Raw genomic sequence first — 13947 nt, 5'->3', positions numbered from 1 at the left:
TCAGGTTCCGGGAGGCGTGAATGAGCATTGCGGAAAGCGAGACCAGAACCGGTGAGATGGCGCTGCATCATGGCGGCTATGTCTCCAACCGTCAGCATCTCCCGTGGACGCAAAGGATCGAAGATCACGTCTCGTGGCCGATCCTGCAGCGAGTGCCGGAGACGATTACGGCGGTAGTGGACATTCCCGACTTCACCGTGCGTGATCTCTTGACGCTGCAGCCGGGACGCGTGGTGGTGAGCCAGACGCTGACCTCGGAGCTGATCCCGATCAAGATCGGCGCGGTGCATATCTTATGGGCGGAGTTCGAGGTTGTAGAGGAGTCGCTGGGGCTTCGTGTGGCCAAGCTTGCGTAGCTCGCACAGTGATCGCCGTATGAAACTGCATGATCCATCAATTGGAATGGCATGAACAGGACAGGAGGAGAGAACGCCATGAGTGAATCCACGACTGATCGAGGGAACGGTCTCGCGGTCCTGCTGTCCTCCATGCTGCGGCATCTCAGGCAGGTTTTGCTCGAGGGCAGCAAGCGCGCCAAGCCGCGGCGCATGGTCCTGCTTGAGGCCCTTCAGCTCGGCAACCGGCGGCAGCTATTTCTGGTTGCCTGCGACGAGCATCGTTTCCTGGTTGGAGCGGGCGGCGACCGTATCGGAACGCTGGTAGCGATTCCGGAGACATCTTCTGAGGCAGTGCCGGGTGCGGGGTCGGGCGACGTCAAATTGCCGCCTGATGTAGAGCGCGCAAACTCTGTGCGAGATGCCGTGAGGATGAGGGAGCCAGCTTGGATGCGATCTCCCGCTTTTGCAAAAACCACGGGAAGCGGCCTTCGACTGGTCCGGCGGGGTGACGTCGCCGCAAATGGAGCCACGGTAAGTAAAGGCCTTGAGGCAGGAAGAGTGCAATGAGAGCTCAGTCACACCGTGAGAGGAGCGGAAAGCCTTGCGATAGAGGCTGTCATTCACTGGCCGCTCTTGTGCTGGGTGCGATCTTCGTTCTGCCGATGAGCGCGACAGCGTCGCCGGCGCGGATGGTTTCGCCCAGAGGTGTTAGCGCAGTAAGTCTGTTCCTTGCATCGGAGGCGAAGCCAAGTGTCGCGAATCATGGGTCCGCAGCATCTCGCAATGGCTCGGATGCCGGAGCGGATTCACTTGGCAATGCGATGAGCAAGTCGATCGCGGACCAGATGAAGGGGAGCCAGAACGTACCCTGGGCGATCGTCTTCGGGCTGACGCTGTTGACGCTGCTGCCGGCGATCCTGCTCTCGATGACGCCGATGATCCGGCTGCTGGTGGTCTTCCACTTTCTTCGTCAGGCGCTCGGCACGCAGACGGCTCCATCGAACCAGGTGCTGATGGGGCTGGCGCTGATGATGACGTGGTTCCTGATGCAGCCGGTGTTGTTGCAGGTGGAGCAGCAGGCCGTCACTCCGTATCGCGAGAACCGTATGACGGGCGAGGCGGCGATCGCGCAAGGACTGGTGCCGGTGAAGCAGTACATGCTGCGTTACGCGCGGGAGAAAGACCTGATGGTCTTTGCGGCGGCCGGCATGAGCACACAGCCGCGCACGCGGGACGACCTGCCGCTGCCGGTGATCTTTCCCGCATACATCCTTAGCGAGCTGAAGGCGGGCTTCCAGATCGGAGCTGTGCTCTTCCTTCCGTTCCTTCTGGTGGACCTGATGGTAGCGAGCGTGACGACATCGATAGGCATGATGCAACTACCGCCTGTGGTGATCTCGACGCCGCTAAAGATTCTTTTGTTCGTAATGGTCGATGGCTGGAATTTATTGGCTGACCAGCTTCTGAAGAGCTTTTGAGCGTTCGTCCCGAGGAGGGCGTGTGGGACCGGATCAGGCCGTAGAGATGATGCGAAGGCTGCTGATTGAAGCGTTGTTGCTAAGCGCTCCGATGCTGGTCGGCGCTGCGATCATCAGCCTCATCGTCAGCCTGCTGCAGACCTTGACGAGCGTGCAGGAGCAAACATTGACCGCCGTGCCGAGGCTTCTGGTGGTCTTCGCGATGGCGATGGTGACGATGCCCTGGACGGTGCATCGGCTGGTGAACTTCACCGTGCACCTTTGGACAGGACTGCAGCGATATCTGGGATAGAAGCTCATGGGGACTTTGAAAGGGACGGTATCAAGTGGCTTCTGCGACGGGCGAAATCATTCACGACTGGCCGGGTTATCTGAGTGCGGGCGTGCTGGTGCTCATTCGTCTTAGCGGACTGATGGTCTTCGCGCCTATCTTGAGCTCGGGCGCGATCACGCCGCAGGCTAAGGCAGGGTTGGTGCTGGCGATGACGATCCTGCTCGCTCCCGTGGTTGCGGCGTTGCCCGGTGCCCGGCCGGTGCTTGACTTCACCGCGGTGCTTGGCGAGCTTGGCGTGGGGCTCACCCTTGGGCTGGCTCTGATGATGCTGAACGAGGCCCTGAACTTCGCAGGAACGGTGATGGGCTTCGAGTTCAGCTTCTCGCTGGTCAGCCTGCTCGATCCGAACACCATGATCGAGACCCCGGTGTTGGGGCAGATGTTGGGATGGCTCGGCATCTTGGTGATCCTTGGTGCGGGGCTGCATCGCACCATGATCATGGCGGTGATGCGCAGCTTCAGCGTGGTTCCGATAGGGCAGGGGGTGGTTCAAGGCCAGACTGGCGTGGCGATCTCTGCGATGGCCAGCGGGCTTTTTCTGGCAGGGCTGCAGCTTGCGGCACCGGTGCTCGCAGCCGCGTTGACGGTTGAAGTGACGGTTGCCTTGATCGGCAGACTGTCCCCGCAGTTGCCGGTCCTGGTCGTAAGCATTCCGCTGAAGGCGATCGCGTCGTACGTGGTCTTGATTGCCAGCCTGGCTGCGTGGCCGGGGTGGATTGAGCGGCACTTCAACGCGCTGCTCGATGCCGCGTCGAAGTTGATTGTTCCCGCGCAGGCGTCCCTTTAGGCATTTTTTCAAGTGGAGAGAGTGTGAAGGTGCATGGCAGATAAGGGTACAGAGCAAGCGACACCGCAACGCAAGAAGAAGGCGCGTGAAGACGGCGATTTCGTCCGCAGCCGCGAGCTGCTTGCGGCGGTATCGATGCTTGCTGGCGTGCTTGTGCTGGGCGCGATGAGCAGCCGCTTCGTGAGCGGATGGATGCGTGTCTACATCGACAGCTTGAGCGGACTACGGAATTCCGATCTTTCGGGCGAGCGTGGGGTGGAGCTGGTGCGACGAACCATGCTTCCCGGGATGGCACCTATTGCGATGGTGATGCTGGCTGCCTTCGCCGGTTCGCTTCTGATGGGGCTGCTTCAGGGGGGCGGCATCGGGATCCATACGAAGTCGCTGGCCCTCAACTTCGATCGCATCAATCCGGTCACGAACATGGGGCACCTCTTCAGTCTGCGCTCGACGACGCGGGTGGTGAAGTCGCTGGTGCCCGCTGGAATCATGGCGATCTTCGGCTGGTATGGGCTGCATAGCTTGATGGCGCAGTCGCCGGTGATGAGCATGGTCCGTCTGCCGCAGACCTTTTCGACTGCCTACATGCTTGCGCTTGACGGCGCGTGGGTGGCGCTGGCCTGGTCGGGACTGGACTACGCGATTGAGCGGCGTGCCTGGAACCAGCGGCTCATGATGACCAAGCAGCAGATCCGTGAGGAGATGCGTGACGCTACCGGCAACCCGCAGATCAAGCTGCGTGTCCGGCAGATCCAGCGCGCAATGCGACGCCGCAGAGTGAAGGCGGACATGTCGCGGGCGAGCGTACTGATCACGAATCCCACGCACTATGCGGTGGCGCTCGAGTTCAGCTTCGAGACCATGCAAGCGCCGACGGTGCTGGCCAAGGGTCGTGATCTGCATGCGCTCGAGATGCGGGAAGAGGCTCGCTGGGCTGGGGTTCCGATCATCGAGAACCCTCCGCTTGCGCGAAGTCTCTATCAGGCGGTCGAGCCGGGGAGCGCCATTCCGTTTGCGCTCTACCAGGCGGTCGCGGGCATTCTCGCGTTCCTCTATCGCCAGAGGGTCGAAGAGAAGCTGCGGTCGGAGCGGGCCGCCAAGGCAGCGCAGGCAGCGAAGACGGCAGCGAGCGCGATGGGCCATCGAGTCTACGAGGCGCAGCGCGGAGCGGCGGTGATCGAAAGGATCGTGCCTGAGGATTCTCAGTCAGAGGTCTCAGAAGAGCCGGGCCCTGACGCAGGCGGCGCGTCAGGAACGGGCAATGAGGGAGATCTATGAGCGAAGCAGTATTAGCGAAGCAGGCGGGACGGCCCGAGTCGAACATGGCCATGAGAATGGGCAAGCTGCGCGTCCTGCTGCTGCCGGTGACGGCGATCAGCATGGTCTTCGTGATGCTGATCCCGGTGCCCAGCTTTGTGCTCGACCTGCTGCTGGCGGCTTCAATCACTGCTTCGGTGATTGTCTTTCTTACGGCGATCCAGGTGCGAAAGGCTGTCGACTTCTCGGTCTTTCCGACGCTATTGCTCTTGCTCACCATGTTTCGCTTGAGTCTGAACCTGGCGTCAAGCCGACGGATTTTGTTGCATGGCAACGAAGGAACACACGCTGCAGGATCGGTAATTGAGGCCTTTGGTCAATTCGTCGTTGGCGGGAATTACGTTGTCGGCTTCGTGTTGTTTCTCGCTTTGATCGCGATTCAATATCTGGTCGTAAGCCATGGTGCGGTGAGGACTGCCGAGGTGACGGCTCGGTTCACGCTCGATGCGTTGCCGGGTAAGCAGATGGCCATCGATGCGGACATGAACGCGGGTCTGATCGATGAGCAGGGAGCTCGCAGGCGGCGCGAGGCCATTGCGCGCGAGGCGGAGTTCTATGGTGCGATGGATGGTGCGGCGCGGTTCAATCAGCGCGACTCGCTCGCTACGATTCTGATCACCGCGATCAACATCGTGGCGGGACTTCTGATTGGCGTGCTGCAGCAGGGAACCGACCTCTCCACAGCGGTGAAGACGTACACCATCCTCACGGTGGGCGATGGTCTGGTGACGATGATTCCCAGCCTTCTGGTGTCGATCGCAGGAGGCATGGTGCTCACGCGCGCGTCGTCTTCGGGCACGCTCGATAAGGAACTTGGGACGCAGCTCTTTGGCGGCAAAAACACGCTATGGATCGCTTGCGGCGTTCTGCTGGCGCTGGCGTTGATTCCTGGCCTGCCAAAGATATCCTTCTTCCTGATGGCGGGTGGTGTCGCGTTGATCGCGCGCGCGCTGCCGGCAACGTTGGCCGCAGATCAGCTCACCGTCGAGGGCGCGGTCGCAACGGACAAGGCCAAGTCCGACGAGATCGCGAAGAGCGACAACTTCACCTCGCTGCTGAAGATGGACGAGCTGACACTGGAGATCGGCTTCCAGTTGATTCCACTCGTCGATGAACGGCAGGGTGGTCAGATGCTGAACCGCGTCCGTTCGATGCGGCGGCAACTGGCTTCGGAGCTGGGCTTTGTGGTGCCGCCGGTACATATTACCGACAACCTCCGCCTGAAGCCGAGAGAGTATGTGGTGAGCCTGCGTGGCATCGAGATTGCTCGTTGGCAGATGGAGCAGAACTTTGTCCTGGCGGTAAACGCCGACCCCAAGGCAAGGCCTCTAAGCGGCATCGAGACACGCGAGCCGGCGTTTGGCGTTCCCGCGCGCTGGATCCAGCCGGGCATGGAAGAAGCCGCGCTGGCGGCGGGATACTCCGTGGTTGACCAGACGACGTTGATCGGGACGCACCTGGGTGAGCTGATTCGCAGGCATGCGTACGAACTTTTGGGCCGGCAAGAGGTGAAGCGCCTGCTCGACAGTATGACGGACGCTTATCCGAAGCTGGTCGAGGAGCTGGTGCCGAAGCTGTTGAGCCTGGGCGAGGTGCAGAAGGTGCTGCAGCAGCTGCTGCGTGAACAGGTATCGATCCGCGATCTCGGGGCGATCCTCGATGTGCTGGTGGAGGCTGCGTCGCACTCGAAGAACATCGTGAACCTGGTCGAGAGCGTGCGGCAGGCGATGGGCCGGAGCGTGGTTCAGCCGCTGCTGGACTCCGACGGCGGTCTGCGCGTGCTGACGCTCGAACATCTGCTCGAGTCCGAGATTCTCAATACCTTCGATCCGCAGCGGGCGGCGCTGGCGCTGGGCGATGGCGGGCCGAAGACGCAGGCGGAGTTTCTGCGGCGGATGGTCGAGTCTGTGAAACGGCTAACCGGCGGTGCGGGAGTTACGGCCACCGCAGTGCTCTTATGCCCAAGCCCGGCTCGCTATCATCTTCGGCGCTGGCTGGAACCGTTCCTGCCGAAGATTGTGGTTCTGGCTCCGGCGGAGATCCCGGCGGACATCCGGGTACGCAGCATCGGAACGGTGAGTTCGTAAGGGGCAGGAAGTAACGGTATCAAGGTGTGGAACGTGAACTGAACTACACGGCCAGTGAGTCAGGCTATTAGTTACACAAGGTGAGCAACAGAATGAGCATGGGGAATCCGATACCGATGAGTCTGTTTCAACAATTGCCGAAGGGTAAACATCGCGAGGGACAACTCCGTGAGACCGGCGAGGGTGGTGCAGACGAGGGCCGGTTGCTGGCGAATGCGGCGCTCGATGATACGCAGCTCGGAGGCCATCCGCTCGACGATGGATTGAAGGGCGAGGTTGCGGCAGAGATGTCGTCGGCAGACCGGGACCAGCTTCTGCTGGAGCACCTACCAACGGTGCGATACCTTGCCCGAAGGATTCATGAACGTCTACCGCAGCACGTCGAGCTTGACGACCTGATCTCAGCCGGAGTCGTGGGATTGATCGATGCGTTTTCGAAGTTCGACCACAACAAGAAGGTCCAGTTCAAGAGCTATGCTCAGTTTCGGATTCGTGGCGCGATCCTCGACTCTTTGCGAACGCTGGACTGGAGTCCGCGCGAGCTTCGGCGCAAGGGCAGAGCGGTTGAAGAGGCGATTCGATCCGTGACGCAGCGGCTTGGCCGCGCTCCTGCGGAGCATGAGATTGCTGCCGAGATGGAGTTGACGCTGAGCGAGTTTCAGCAACTATTGGGCGACCTGAAGGGGCTCGAGATTGGCAGTCTGCACATGGAGCGCACGGAGGACTCAGGCGACCAGGAGCTTGCTTATATTCCCGGATCACCTGAAGAAGACCCGCTCTTTCTTTGCCTCAAGGGGGAGTTGAAGCAGCGGCTAACGGATGCGATCGATGAGCTGCCCGAGCGCGAGCGCCTGGTGCTGACGCTCTACTACTTTGAGGAACTCACGATGAAAGAGATCGGTCTTACGTTGGGCGTGGTGGAGTCCAGGGTATCGCAGATTCACTCCGCCGCCGTGCTGCGGCTACGCGTGGCGCTTGCCGCTCTGCGCACCGGTCGTGGCAAGGGGCCAGCGAGCGAGAGGCCAGACTCGCGCAAGCGGGGGTACGGATCGCGATGACACAGATTCGCAAGATGGACATCAGGAGCGCGAAATCATGAGCACGACACTCGATCAGGACGCCATCGACGCGATCTTCGCGGAAGCGAAGGGAGAGAAGAGGCAGGAGGCCACGATCGGCGAGGGCCCGAGCACTGCTCCGTATAACTTCACCCGCGCGGGCCAGATCAGCGTTCAAGAGATGAAGACGATCACCAGCGTGAGCGACTTCTTCGCGATGAATCTCAAGCACACAATCGGCGGCTGGCTGCGCACGCAGTTCAACGTGAAGCTGGTCTCGCGGGAGCAGTTGTCATACCAGGAGTTCCTTGATCGCCTGCCTGACCCGAACTACATCTGTTCGATCCGGCTTGAACCGTTAGGGGCGTTGGGACTGATCGAGTTTGACCTGGCCCTGGTGGCTCCCATCGTCGATCTGCTGATGGGCGGAGTGGGCGACTCGGCAAAGGTGCGCGACTTGACGGATATCGAAGAGGAGATTCTTGCCTCGGTCATTCAGCTCATCATTCGGGAGCTGAATACCGCGTGGCTCTCGATCGGCCTAAGGTTTGAGTTCGATCACCGCGAGTCGGCGGGAAGCGGTGCAAGGATGATGTCGCTGGCGGAGAAGACGCTTTGTGTGAGCTTCGAGGTCACGATGGCCGAGGAGCGGGGAGCGTTGAATCTGTGCATTCCATCCGTCGTTCTGAACCAGATACTGCGCCGTCTGCACAAGGAGCGTGACCGTCCGCGCAGGCAGTCGCAAGAGAACCAGACCCGGCTGCGGAACCTTATCGGAAAGACGACGGTGGGTACGGTGCTGCAGTTCACGCCCATGAAGATTCAGGCGCGCGACTTGATAGAGCTCGAGCCGGGAAAGATCCTGCGGTTTCCTTTGTCGCGCTATGCAACCTCCGAGCTCTGTGTGGGTGGATTGCCCATAGCGAAGGCCCACCCGGTTCGCAGTCAGGAGCATCGTGGCGCGCAGATAGAAAGCATCATCAACGAGAAAGTTACGCCAAAGACCTCGGCACATCACAACTAACGAGCTGAACGAAGCGGAGTGGAGAGATAGAGATGGCTGACGAGATGGACGAGTCCCTGGGCGCGGAAGAAAGAGGCCCCACGCCGGAAGAGAAGATGGCTGGAGGTGTCATAGCCTCCTCCGCTGCCGGTGAGAAGAGCGAGACCTCGGCGGCGGAAGCTGCTGCGCAGACAACCGAGGTTGAGGGAAGCCTCTTAGCCAGCGACGCAGCGGAAGATGACGCTCAGGCTGCTGCGGCCGGCGTGGATTCTATGGATGCTGCGGGGGAGAAGCCTCCTCTCAGAGCCACTTCATCCACCGGCTCCACGGGGGGGCTTTATGATGTTGCGCCCAATGTCGATCAGCCGGAGCCGCCCAGGACGCAAGCGGCATCTGCCGGGACGGCTTCGCGATCGAATGGGCCTGCGCGAGTCGATGTTGGCGAGCTGGATAAGCCAGGTCTTGACCTGCTCTACGACGTTGAGTTGGATGCTACGCTGCAGTTCGGTTCGAAGGAGATGCTGCTGCGCGATGTCCTCGAACTTGGCCCCGGCGATGTGGTCGAGCTTGACCGGCACATCGCGCAGCCGGTGGATCTTGTTGTGGGCGATCGCATTGTGGCTCGCGGAGAGGTCGTTGTGGCGAGCGGCAACTTTGCCCTTCGCGTCACCGAAGTGGCAACCCCGCAGATGCGGCTGGAGAGTATCCGATGCCTCTTCTAAATAGCAGGAGCCTAAGCGCGGTTGCCGGATTGCAGAGCAACCGCGCGGCTGAGATTCAGCTGGGCATGATGAAGGGCGATGTCCACGCGGAGAGTCCAGGGTCTGGTGCCGGGACGATGAAGAATCGGACGGACACGAGGGTTGGAAGCGACAGATACCCCGGGCGCGACTACACCGGGGGCGACGTCGCACGACTGAGAGGGCCGGTGCTTCCCATCCCTCTGCTTTCCTCGCGAATCGAGTGCGGCAACTCGGTCTGCGGCGGAGGGTGGACGGCGCCATGGCGCAGCCGGAGATATCCGTTCTTCGAGGATCGGTGGGCGTGCTCGCCGCGCTGCCTGCTGGAGATGATAAAGATGGCCATTGCGCGGGAGATCGACGACGGTGTGCTTGAAGGGGTTGAGGAGGTGTCAGGCCAGCACCGGCACCGGATTCCGCTGGGTCTGGTCCTGCTGGGGCAGGGGTGGATCACGCATCCGCAGCTTCGCAGGGCGCTGGAGATGCAGCGGATGAAGGGCAAGGGAAGGATCGGGGATTGGCTCGTCTCCGAGTGCGGACTACGGTCGGAGTGGATCACGCGGGGGCTGAGCGTGCAGTGGAACTGCCCGGTGCTCACGACGGACGGGTTCTCTCCGGAGACGATGGCTCGGGCGATTCCGAAGCCATTTATCGAGGAGTATGGGATTCTTCCTCTGCGCGTGGCTGCTCGCAGGATTCTTTACGTGGGGTTTCAAGACCATCTGGATGCCTCCTCCGCCTATGCCGTAGAGCAGATCAGCGGCTTGCGAACGGAGTGTGGAGTGATCGGCGAAGAGCGCTATCGCAAGGCGAAAGATATGGTCCTTGGCTGCCGTTTCGTTGACATGAAGCGGACGATCGTCGCCGATCGCGACGCCCTTGCGCGATCCATAGAGCGAGTCATCGAACGAGGGAAGCCCGGCGCATCCCGGCTGGTGCGGCTGCATCGCTACTACTGGCTTCGACTTTGGCAGCAAGGAAGGGACGGTGTGAGATCGACGCGCCAGATTCCTGATCCCGGAGAGGCTGCGGATTATCTGTTCACGATTGGGTAAGGGAACTTAGGCTCAGGCGAGGTATCCGGTCTCGTGCCTAAACAAATGCGGCGATTCTTCGCTCCGCTCAGAATCACGGCCCCCAACGAGTCAGAACGACGGCGTCTAAAGATGAAGGCCATCCCGAGGAGGATGGCCTTTGTGCGTTCTGACGCGGAATTTATTTATTCAAGGAAGCGAGCGAGAAGCCTGATTGGATGGCTGGTGTTGCATCGACGGAGCCGCCAGAGAGAGCGGGGACGCTCACGCTCGATGTCTGGGTTACTTCGGAAGGCCGGGATTGCTGGGGCCCAAGACCAAGAAGGATGAGCGCGCGGGAGTCGGGCGTCAGCTTCGTCTGCCAGCCCTTTTCCGCCTGAAGCTTCTGCATCGCGGCCTGACTCTCGGAGTCCCAGTGCCCTGAAGGAGCTCCGGACATATAGCCCGCCTTGATCAGGGCTTCCTGGATCTCGGTCGCACGTTGAGGTTCCATCGCGCGCGGGCCGCTCGGCCGGGGAGCAGACTTGGAAGACTTACGCTTGAAGAGGCTTGACGTGGGGCCACGACGAGCGTGGTTATAGGCATAGCTAGGGATCGAACAGGCAAGCGTCAGGATGGACACAACGATGATTCGTCTCGACCACATAGATGAAGAGGACTCCTGGACTAAAGTTACCGAGCAGACGTACCGTGCAGTCAATCGCGTGCAGCCTAAGGATATCGGCAGCGTAACAGGTTTGCAATACTAGAGGTTGTACGGGTTAAGAAATAATTTCTCGACTTTTGTTGTAGCGGGGTCATTGAACAACTTCTGTCTATCGATTCGGGTGAAGCTGGTCCAGAAACCGTGCGATCTGTTCAAGATACGCCGGACCGTTGGCCTGAGAGGGTGGGAGCGCAACAATCACTTTGGGCTCCGCGGCGGACCGCGCCATCTCAAGCGACGCTGCGCTTTCGGGTAGCAGAAACAGTTTGGCAGTCTTCAGGCTTCCGACCGTGGAGGCAATCTGGAAGTCTTCATGAAACAGGAGGCCGACGGGTAGAAGACGAGTTCGGGGGTCGTCGCGAACGATTTTGGGTAGATCGGTGCGCGGCGAATCGAGGATGACGCCCGGAATTTGTGATTGAGTCGCAGCGAGATTGGCGGCGATTGCCGCGCCCACTCTCTCGCCAAAGGGTATGACCTGCGCTCCGGGAATCTGCCGCGAGGCGGTGAGGTACTGCCAGGCGGAGGCGGCGTCCTGGGTCATCCGGCGTTCGTTCGGATGCGTGGCAGAGCTCTGACCGTAGCCGCGGTAGTCGAAGGCGAAGATATTGATGCCAAGCGAATGCAAGGCGGCCAGCTTCGGCTCTGCGTCGGCGAGCGATCCATCTCCGCCGGGGAGGTAGAGAAGGGTTTCGCGGGTGTACCGGCCGTTTGGCTCGGCTGGAATCCACCAGCCGGTCAACTGTGGGGTGCCGGTCTCGTCGACGCCAAAGTGGACGGTCTCATAGTGTGACCCGGCAATACTGGCTGGGGCGGGCTTTGATCGGTCGGGATGCAGCACCAACTGCCATTGACCCTGATAGAAGAGCAGGCAGAACGTCAGGTAGCCGCAGAAGAGAGCGGCGAGGAGGACCACGCCGGCAGCCTTGAGCAACCAGATGGGGTCGACGACCTCGGGATTGCCGGGTTGTTGCGCGTTTCTTTGAGGTTGATGCCCGGACTGCTTGCCGGAGCGGGGTGTTGCAGGGGCCATAACGGTAGGTTCCTCCTGAACTCTAGCAGGTTCTTCAGAGCCGTCTTGAGATCCGGCGCTGGGTTACGCTGTTAGGAGAATGGAGGCCCGATTGTGGCGGAGTGGATAAAGATCTGCGGGGCGACAGAGGTGCCCGAGCCTGGGAAGGTGATGGAGGCCGACGTAAATGGAGTCCAAATCTGCCTTGCAAATCTGAACGGCGAACTAGCGGCGTTGGACAACCTCTGTCCGCACCGGCAGGGACCGCTGGGGCAGGGATGGATCGAAGGCGAGGCGGTGATCTGCCCTTGGCACTCCTGGGCCTTTAATCTGAAGACCGGCCAGTCGGAGTATCCAGCGCATGAGCGGGTGAAGGTCTTTCCGCTGAAAAAAGAGGGCGAGGACGTGTTGATCGATCTGGGATAACGAGCTTCTTCGCAGCGGGATGAATCAAGAGAGGAACATCTTGCGTGCTGAGGAAAACTATTCTCTGGCAAATGCGTTCTAACCGACTAAGCTGAACGGGATAGTCGGACACACGCCGATGCCCGGCTAGAGGAGGATTCCCCATGAAGATTCGTAACCTGATGCTCTCGATCGTTGCACTTGCAGTTTTTGCAGGCGTTGTATTGCCAGCAGAGGCCCGTCATCACCACCGTCACCATCACCATCACCCGCATCGCTAAACCGTGATGCGTGCAGTCGAAGCGACCCGGCCCTGGTGCCGGGTCTTTTCGTTAACGAGAATGAAAGATTTGCTCTTCCAATGCTGATAGAATCGATTGAATCCACTCCAGATTCGATCTCGATTCCGTCGGCGACGCCGCCGGAATCCTCAGGAGCGGCAATGCAGGCAATTCTCGCGCTGGAAGACGGGCGCATCTTTCGCGGTAAAGGTTTTGGCGCACGAGTGGAACGCTCGGGTGAAGTCGTCTTCAATACATCGCTGACCGGCTACCAGGAGATCTTTACCGATCCCTCTTATGCGGGCCAGATCGTGGTTTTGACAAACCCTCACATTGGCAACTACGGCACGACTCCAAGCGATGCCGAGGCCTCAAAGCCCTACATCGAAGGCCTGGTGACGCGGGAGTTTTCGCCGATCAGCTCGAACTGGCGGTCGAGCGAGGTCGCGGACGAGTATTTGGAGCGCAATGGCGTTCCGGTCATCGCGGAGATCGACACCCGTGCCGTGGTGCGGCATCTTCGCGCTAACGGCGTGATGCGCGGCGTGATTGCGATTGGCGAAGCGCTGGATGAAGCGGCGCTGGTAGCGAAGGCGAAGTCGATCAAGAAGATGGACGGCACGGACCTCGCCAGCGTCGTCAGCACCAAGGTGGCTTACAGCTGGGACGACTCGGAGCCGAAGAACCAGACGGGCGATAAGCTGTTGACCGCCGCGCTCGATCCTGGGCAGAAGCAGATGCACGTGGTCGCGTATGACTTCGGCATCAAGCAGAACATCCTGCGGATGCTGACGCGTGAGAACTGCCGGGTCACGGTTGTACCAGCGCGTACGCCGGCGGAAGACGTGCTGGCGATGCAGCCGGATGGAGTCTTCTTCTCGAATGGCCCTGGGGATCCTGAGCCGCTCGACTACGCGATTGAGAACGTGCAGAAGATCAAGGGCAAGGCTCCGATCTTCGGCATCTGCCTGGGGCACCAGATCTTCGGGCTGGCGCTGGGCGGCAAGACGTATAAGTTGAAGTTCGGCCACCACGGCGGGAATCACCCGATCATGAATCACCAGACGGGCAAGGTTGAGATCACCGCGCAGAACCATAACTACAACGTCGACCCGGATTCATTGCCCGCAGATGTGGAGCGTACGCATACGAACTTGAACGATCAGACGCTGGCGGGTCTGAAGCACAAGACGGACCCGATGTTTAGTGTGCAGTATCACCCGGAGGCAAGTCCCGGGCCCCATGACTCGCACTATTTGTTCAAGGACTTTCGCAAGATGATGGAAGAGTGGAAAGACGGGACTCCCCGATGACGAGCTATATGAACGAAAGATCATCCGAGATTCGTAAGTCTCAGGATTGGATCT

Annotated in this window: 15 protein-coding genes; 13 read left to right on the top strand and 2 right to left on the bottom strand. The window is 60.3% G+C overall.

The features are described from left to right. Positions 1-20 precede the first annotated feature (20 nt). The 11 genes from OHL18_RS11065 (at position 21) to OHL18_RS11015 (ending at position 10197) form a co-directional block, all read left to right on the top strand. The gene (locus tag OHL18_RS11065) at positions 21-356 is read left to right on the top strand and encodes a FliM/FliN family flagellar motor C-terminal domain-containing protein (protein ID WP_263374917.1); all 336 of its coding nucleotides are present in this window, start codon (positions 21-23) and stop codon (positions 354-356) included. Positions 357-434: 78 nt separating this feature from the next. Beyond that, positions 435-905, top strand: coding sequence for a flagellar biosynthetic protein FliO (locus tag OHL18_RS11060; RefSeq protein WP_263374916.1), 471 nt, complete (start codon positions 435-437; stop codon positions 903-905). 254 nt (positions 906-1159) lie between these two features. Further along, positions 1160-1816, top strand: a complete 657-nt coding sequence (fliP, locus tag OHL18_RS11055) for a flagellar type III secretion system pore protein FliP (RefSeq protein ID WP_263374915.1) — start codon at positions 1160-1162, stop codon at positions 1814-1816. A gap of 22 nt (positions 1817-1838) precedes the next feature. Next, the gene (locus tag OHL18_RS11050; RefSeq protein WP_263374914.1) at positions 1839-2108 is read left to right on the top strand and encodes a flagellar biosynthetic protein FliQ; all 270 of its coding nucleotides are present in this window, start codon (positions 1839-1841) and stop codon (positions 2106-2108) included. 34 nt (positions 2109-2142) lie between these two features. Beyond that, the gene (locus OHL18_RS11045) at positions 2143-2937 is read left to right on the top strand and encodes a flagellar biosynthetic protein FliR (RefSeq protein ID WP_263374913.1); all 795 of its coding nucleotides are present in this window, start codon (positions 2143-2145) and stop codon (positions 2935-2937) included. Positions 2938-2970: 33 nt separating this feature from the next. Then, positions 2971-4215 carry an EscU/YscU/HrcU family type III secretion system export apparatus switch protein gene (locus OHL18_RS11040; RefSeq protein ID WP_263374912.1) on the top strand — a complete coding sequence of 415 codons (1245 nt, stop codon included), beginning with the start codon at positions 2971-2973 and terminating at the stop codon, positions 4213-4215. Further along, on the top strand, positions 4212-6341 hold the full coding sequence (gene flhA / locus OHL18_RS11035) for a flagellar biosynthesis protein FlhA (RefSeq protein ID WP_396274348.1): 2130 nt from the start codon (positions 4212-4214) through the stop codon (positions 6339-6341). Before OHL18_RS11040 ends, flhA begins: the two co-directional genes overlap by 4 nt. 116 nt (positions 6342-6457) lie before the next feature. After that, entirely contained in the window at positions 6458-7399 is a 942-nt protein-coding gene (locus tag OHL18_RS11030) for a sigma-70 family RNA polymerase sigma factor (protein WP_263374911.1), read from the top strand. Positions 7400-7436: 37 nt separating this feature from the next. Beyond that, the gene (locus OHL18_RS11025; protein WP_263374910.1) at positions 7437-8423 is read left to right on the top strand and encodes a flagellar motor switch protein FliM; all 987 of its coding nucleotides are present in this window, start codon (positions 7437-7439) and stop codon (positions 8421-8423) included. A 32-nt stretch (positions 8424-8455) separates the two neighbouring features. After that, entirely contained in the window at positions 8456-9124 is a 669-nt protein-coding gene (locus tag OHL18_RS11020) for a FliM/FliN family flagellar motor switch protein (RefSeq protein WP_263374909.1), read from the top strand. Continuing rightward, the gene (locus OHL18_RS11015) at positions 9112-10197 is read left to right on the top strand and encodes a GspE/PulE family protein (protein WP_263374908.1); all 1086 of its coding nucleotides are present in this window, start codon (positions 9112-9114) and stop codon (positions 10195-10197) included. The genes OHL18_RS11020 and OHL18_RS11015 overlap by 13 nt, the downstream gene beginning before the upstream one ends. 160 nt (positions 10198-10357) lie before the next feature. Here OHL18_RS11015 and OHL18_RS11010 read toward each other — a convergent pair whose 3' ends face one another. Both OHL18_RS11010 and OHL18_RS11005 read right to left on the bottom strand, forming a co-directional pair. Beyond that, positions 10358-10822, bottom strand: a complete 465-nt coding sequence (locus OHL18_RS11010; protein ID WP_263374907.1) for a peptidoglycan-binding domain-containing protein — start codon at positions 10820-10822, stop codon at positions 10358-10360. 169 nt (positions 10823-10991) lie between these two features. Next, entirely contained in the window at positions 10992-11915 is a 924-nt protein-coding gene (locus tag OHL18_RS11005; RefSeq protein WP_263374906.1) for an alpha/beta hydrolase, read from the bottom strand. 93 nt (positions 11916-12008) lie between these two features. Here OHL18_RS11005 and OHL18_RS11000 point away from each other — a divergent pair, with 93 nt between their 5' ends. Together OHL18_RS11000 and carA are read left to right on the top strand one after the other, a co-directional pair. Beyond that, positions 12009-12320: a Rieske (2Fe-2S) protein gene (locus OHL18_RS11000; RefSeq protein ID WP_263374905.1), complete on the top strand. Its 312-nt coding sequence runs from the start codon at positions 12009-12011 to the stop codon at positions 12318-12320. 421 nt (positions 12321-12741) lie between these two features. After that, a complete protein-coding gene (gene carA / locus OHL18_RS10995; protein WP_263374904.1) occupies positions 12742-13893 on the top strand; it encodes a glutamine-hydrolyzing carbamoyl-phosphate synthase small subunit in 1152 nt (383 codons plus the stop codon). The last annotated feature ends 54 nt before the right edge of the window (positions 13894-13947 follow it).

Source organism: Granulicella aggregans (assembly GCF_025685565.1).
Classification (GTDB): Bacteria; Acidobacteriota; Terriglobia; order Terriglobales; family Acidobacteriaceae; genus Edaphobacter; species Edaphobacter aggregans_B.
This window is presented reverse-complemented; position numbering and strand designations above follow the sequence as displayed.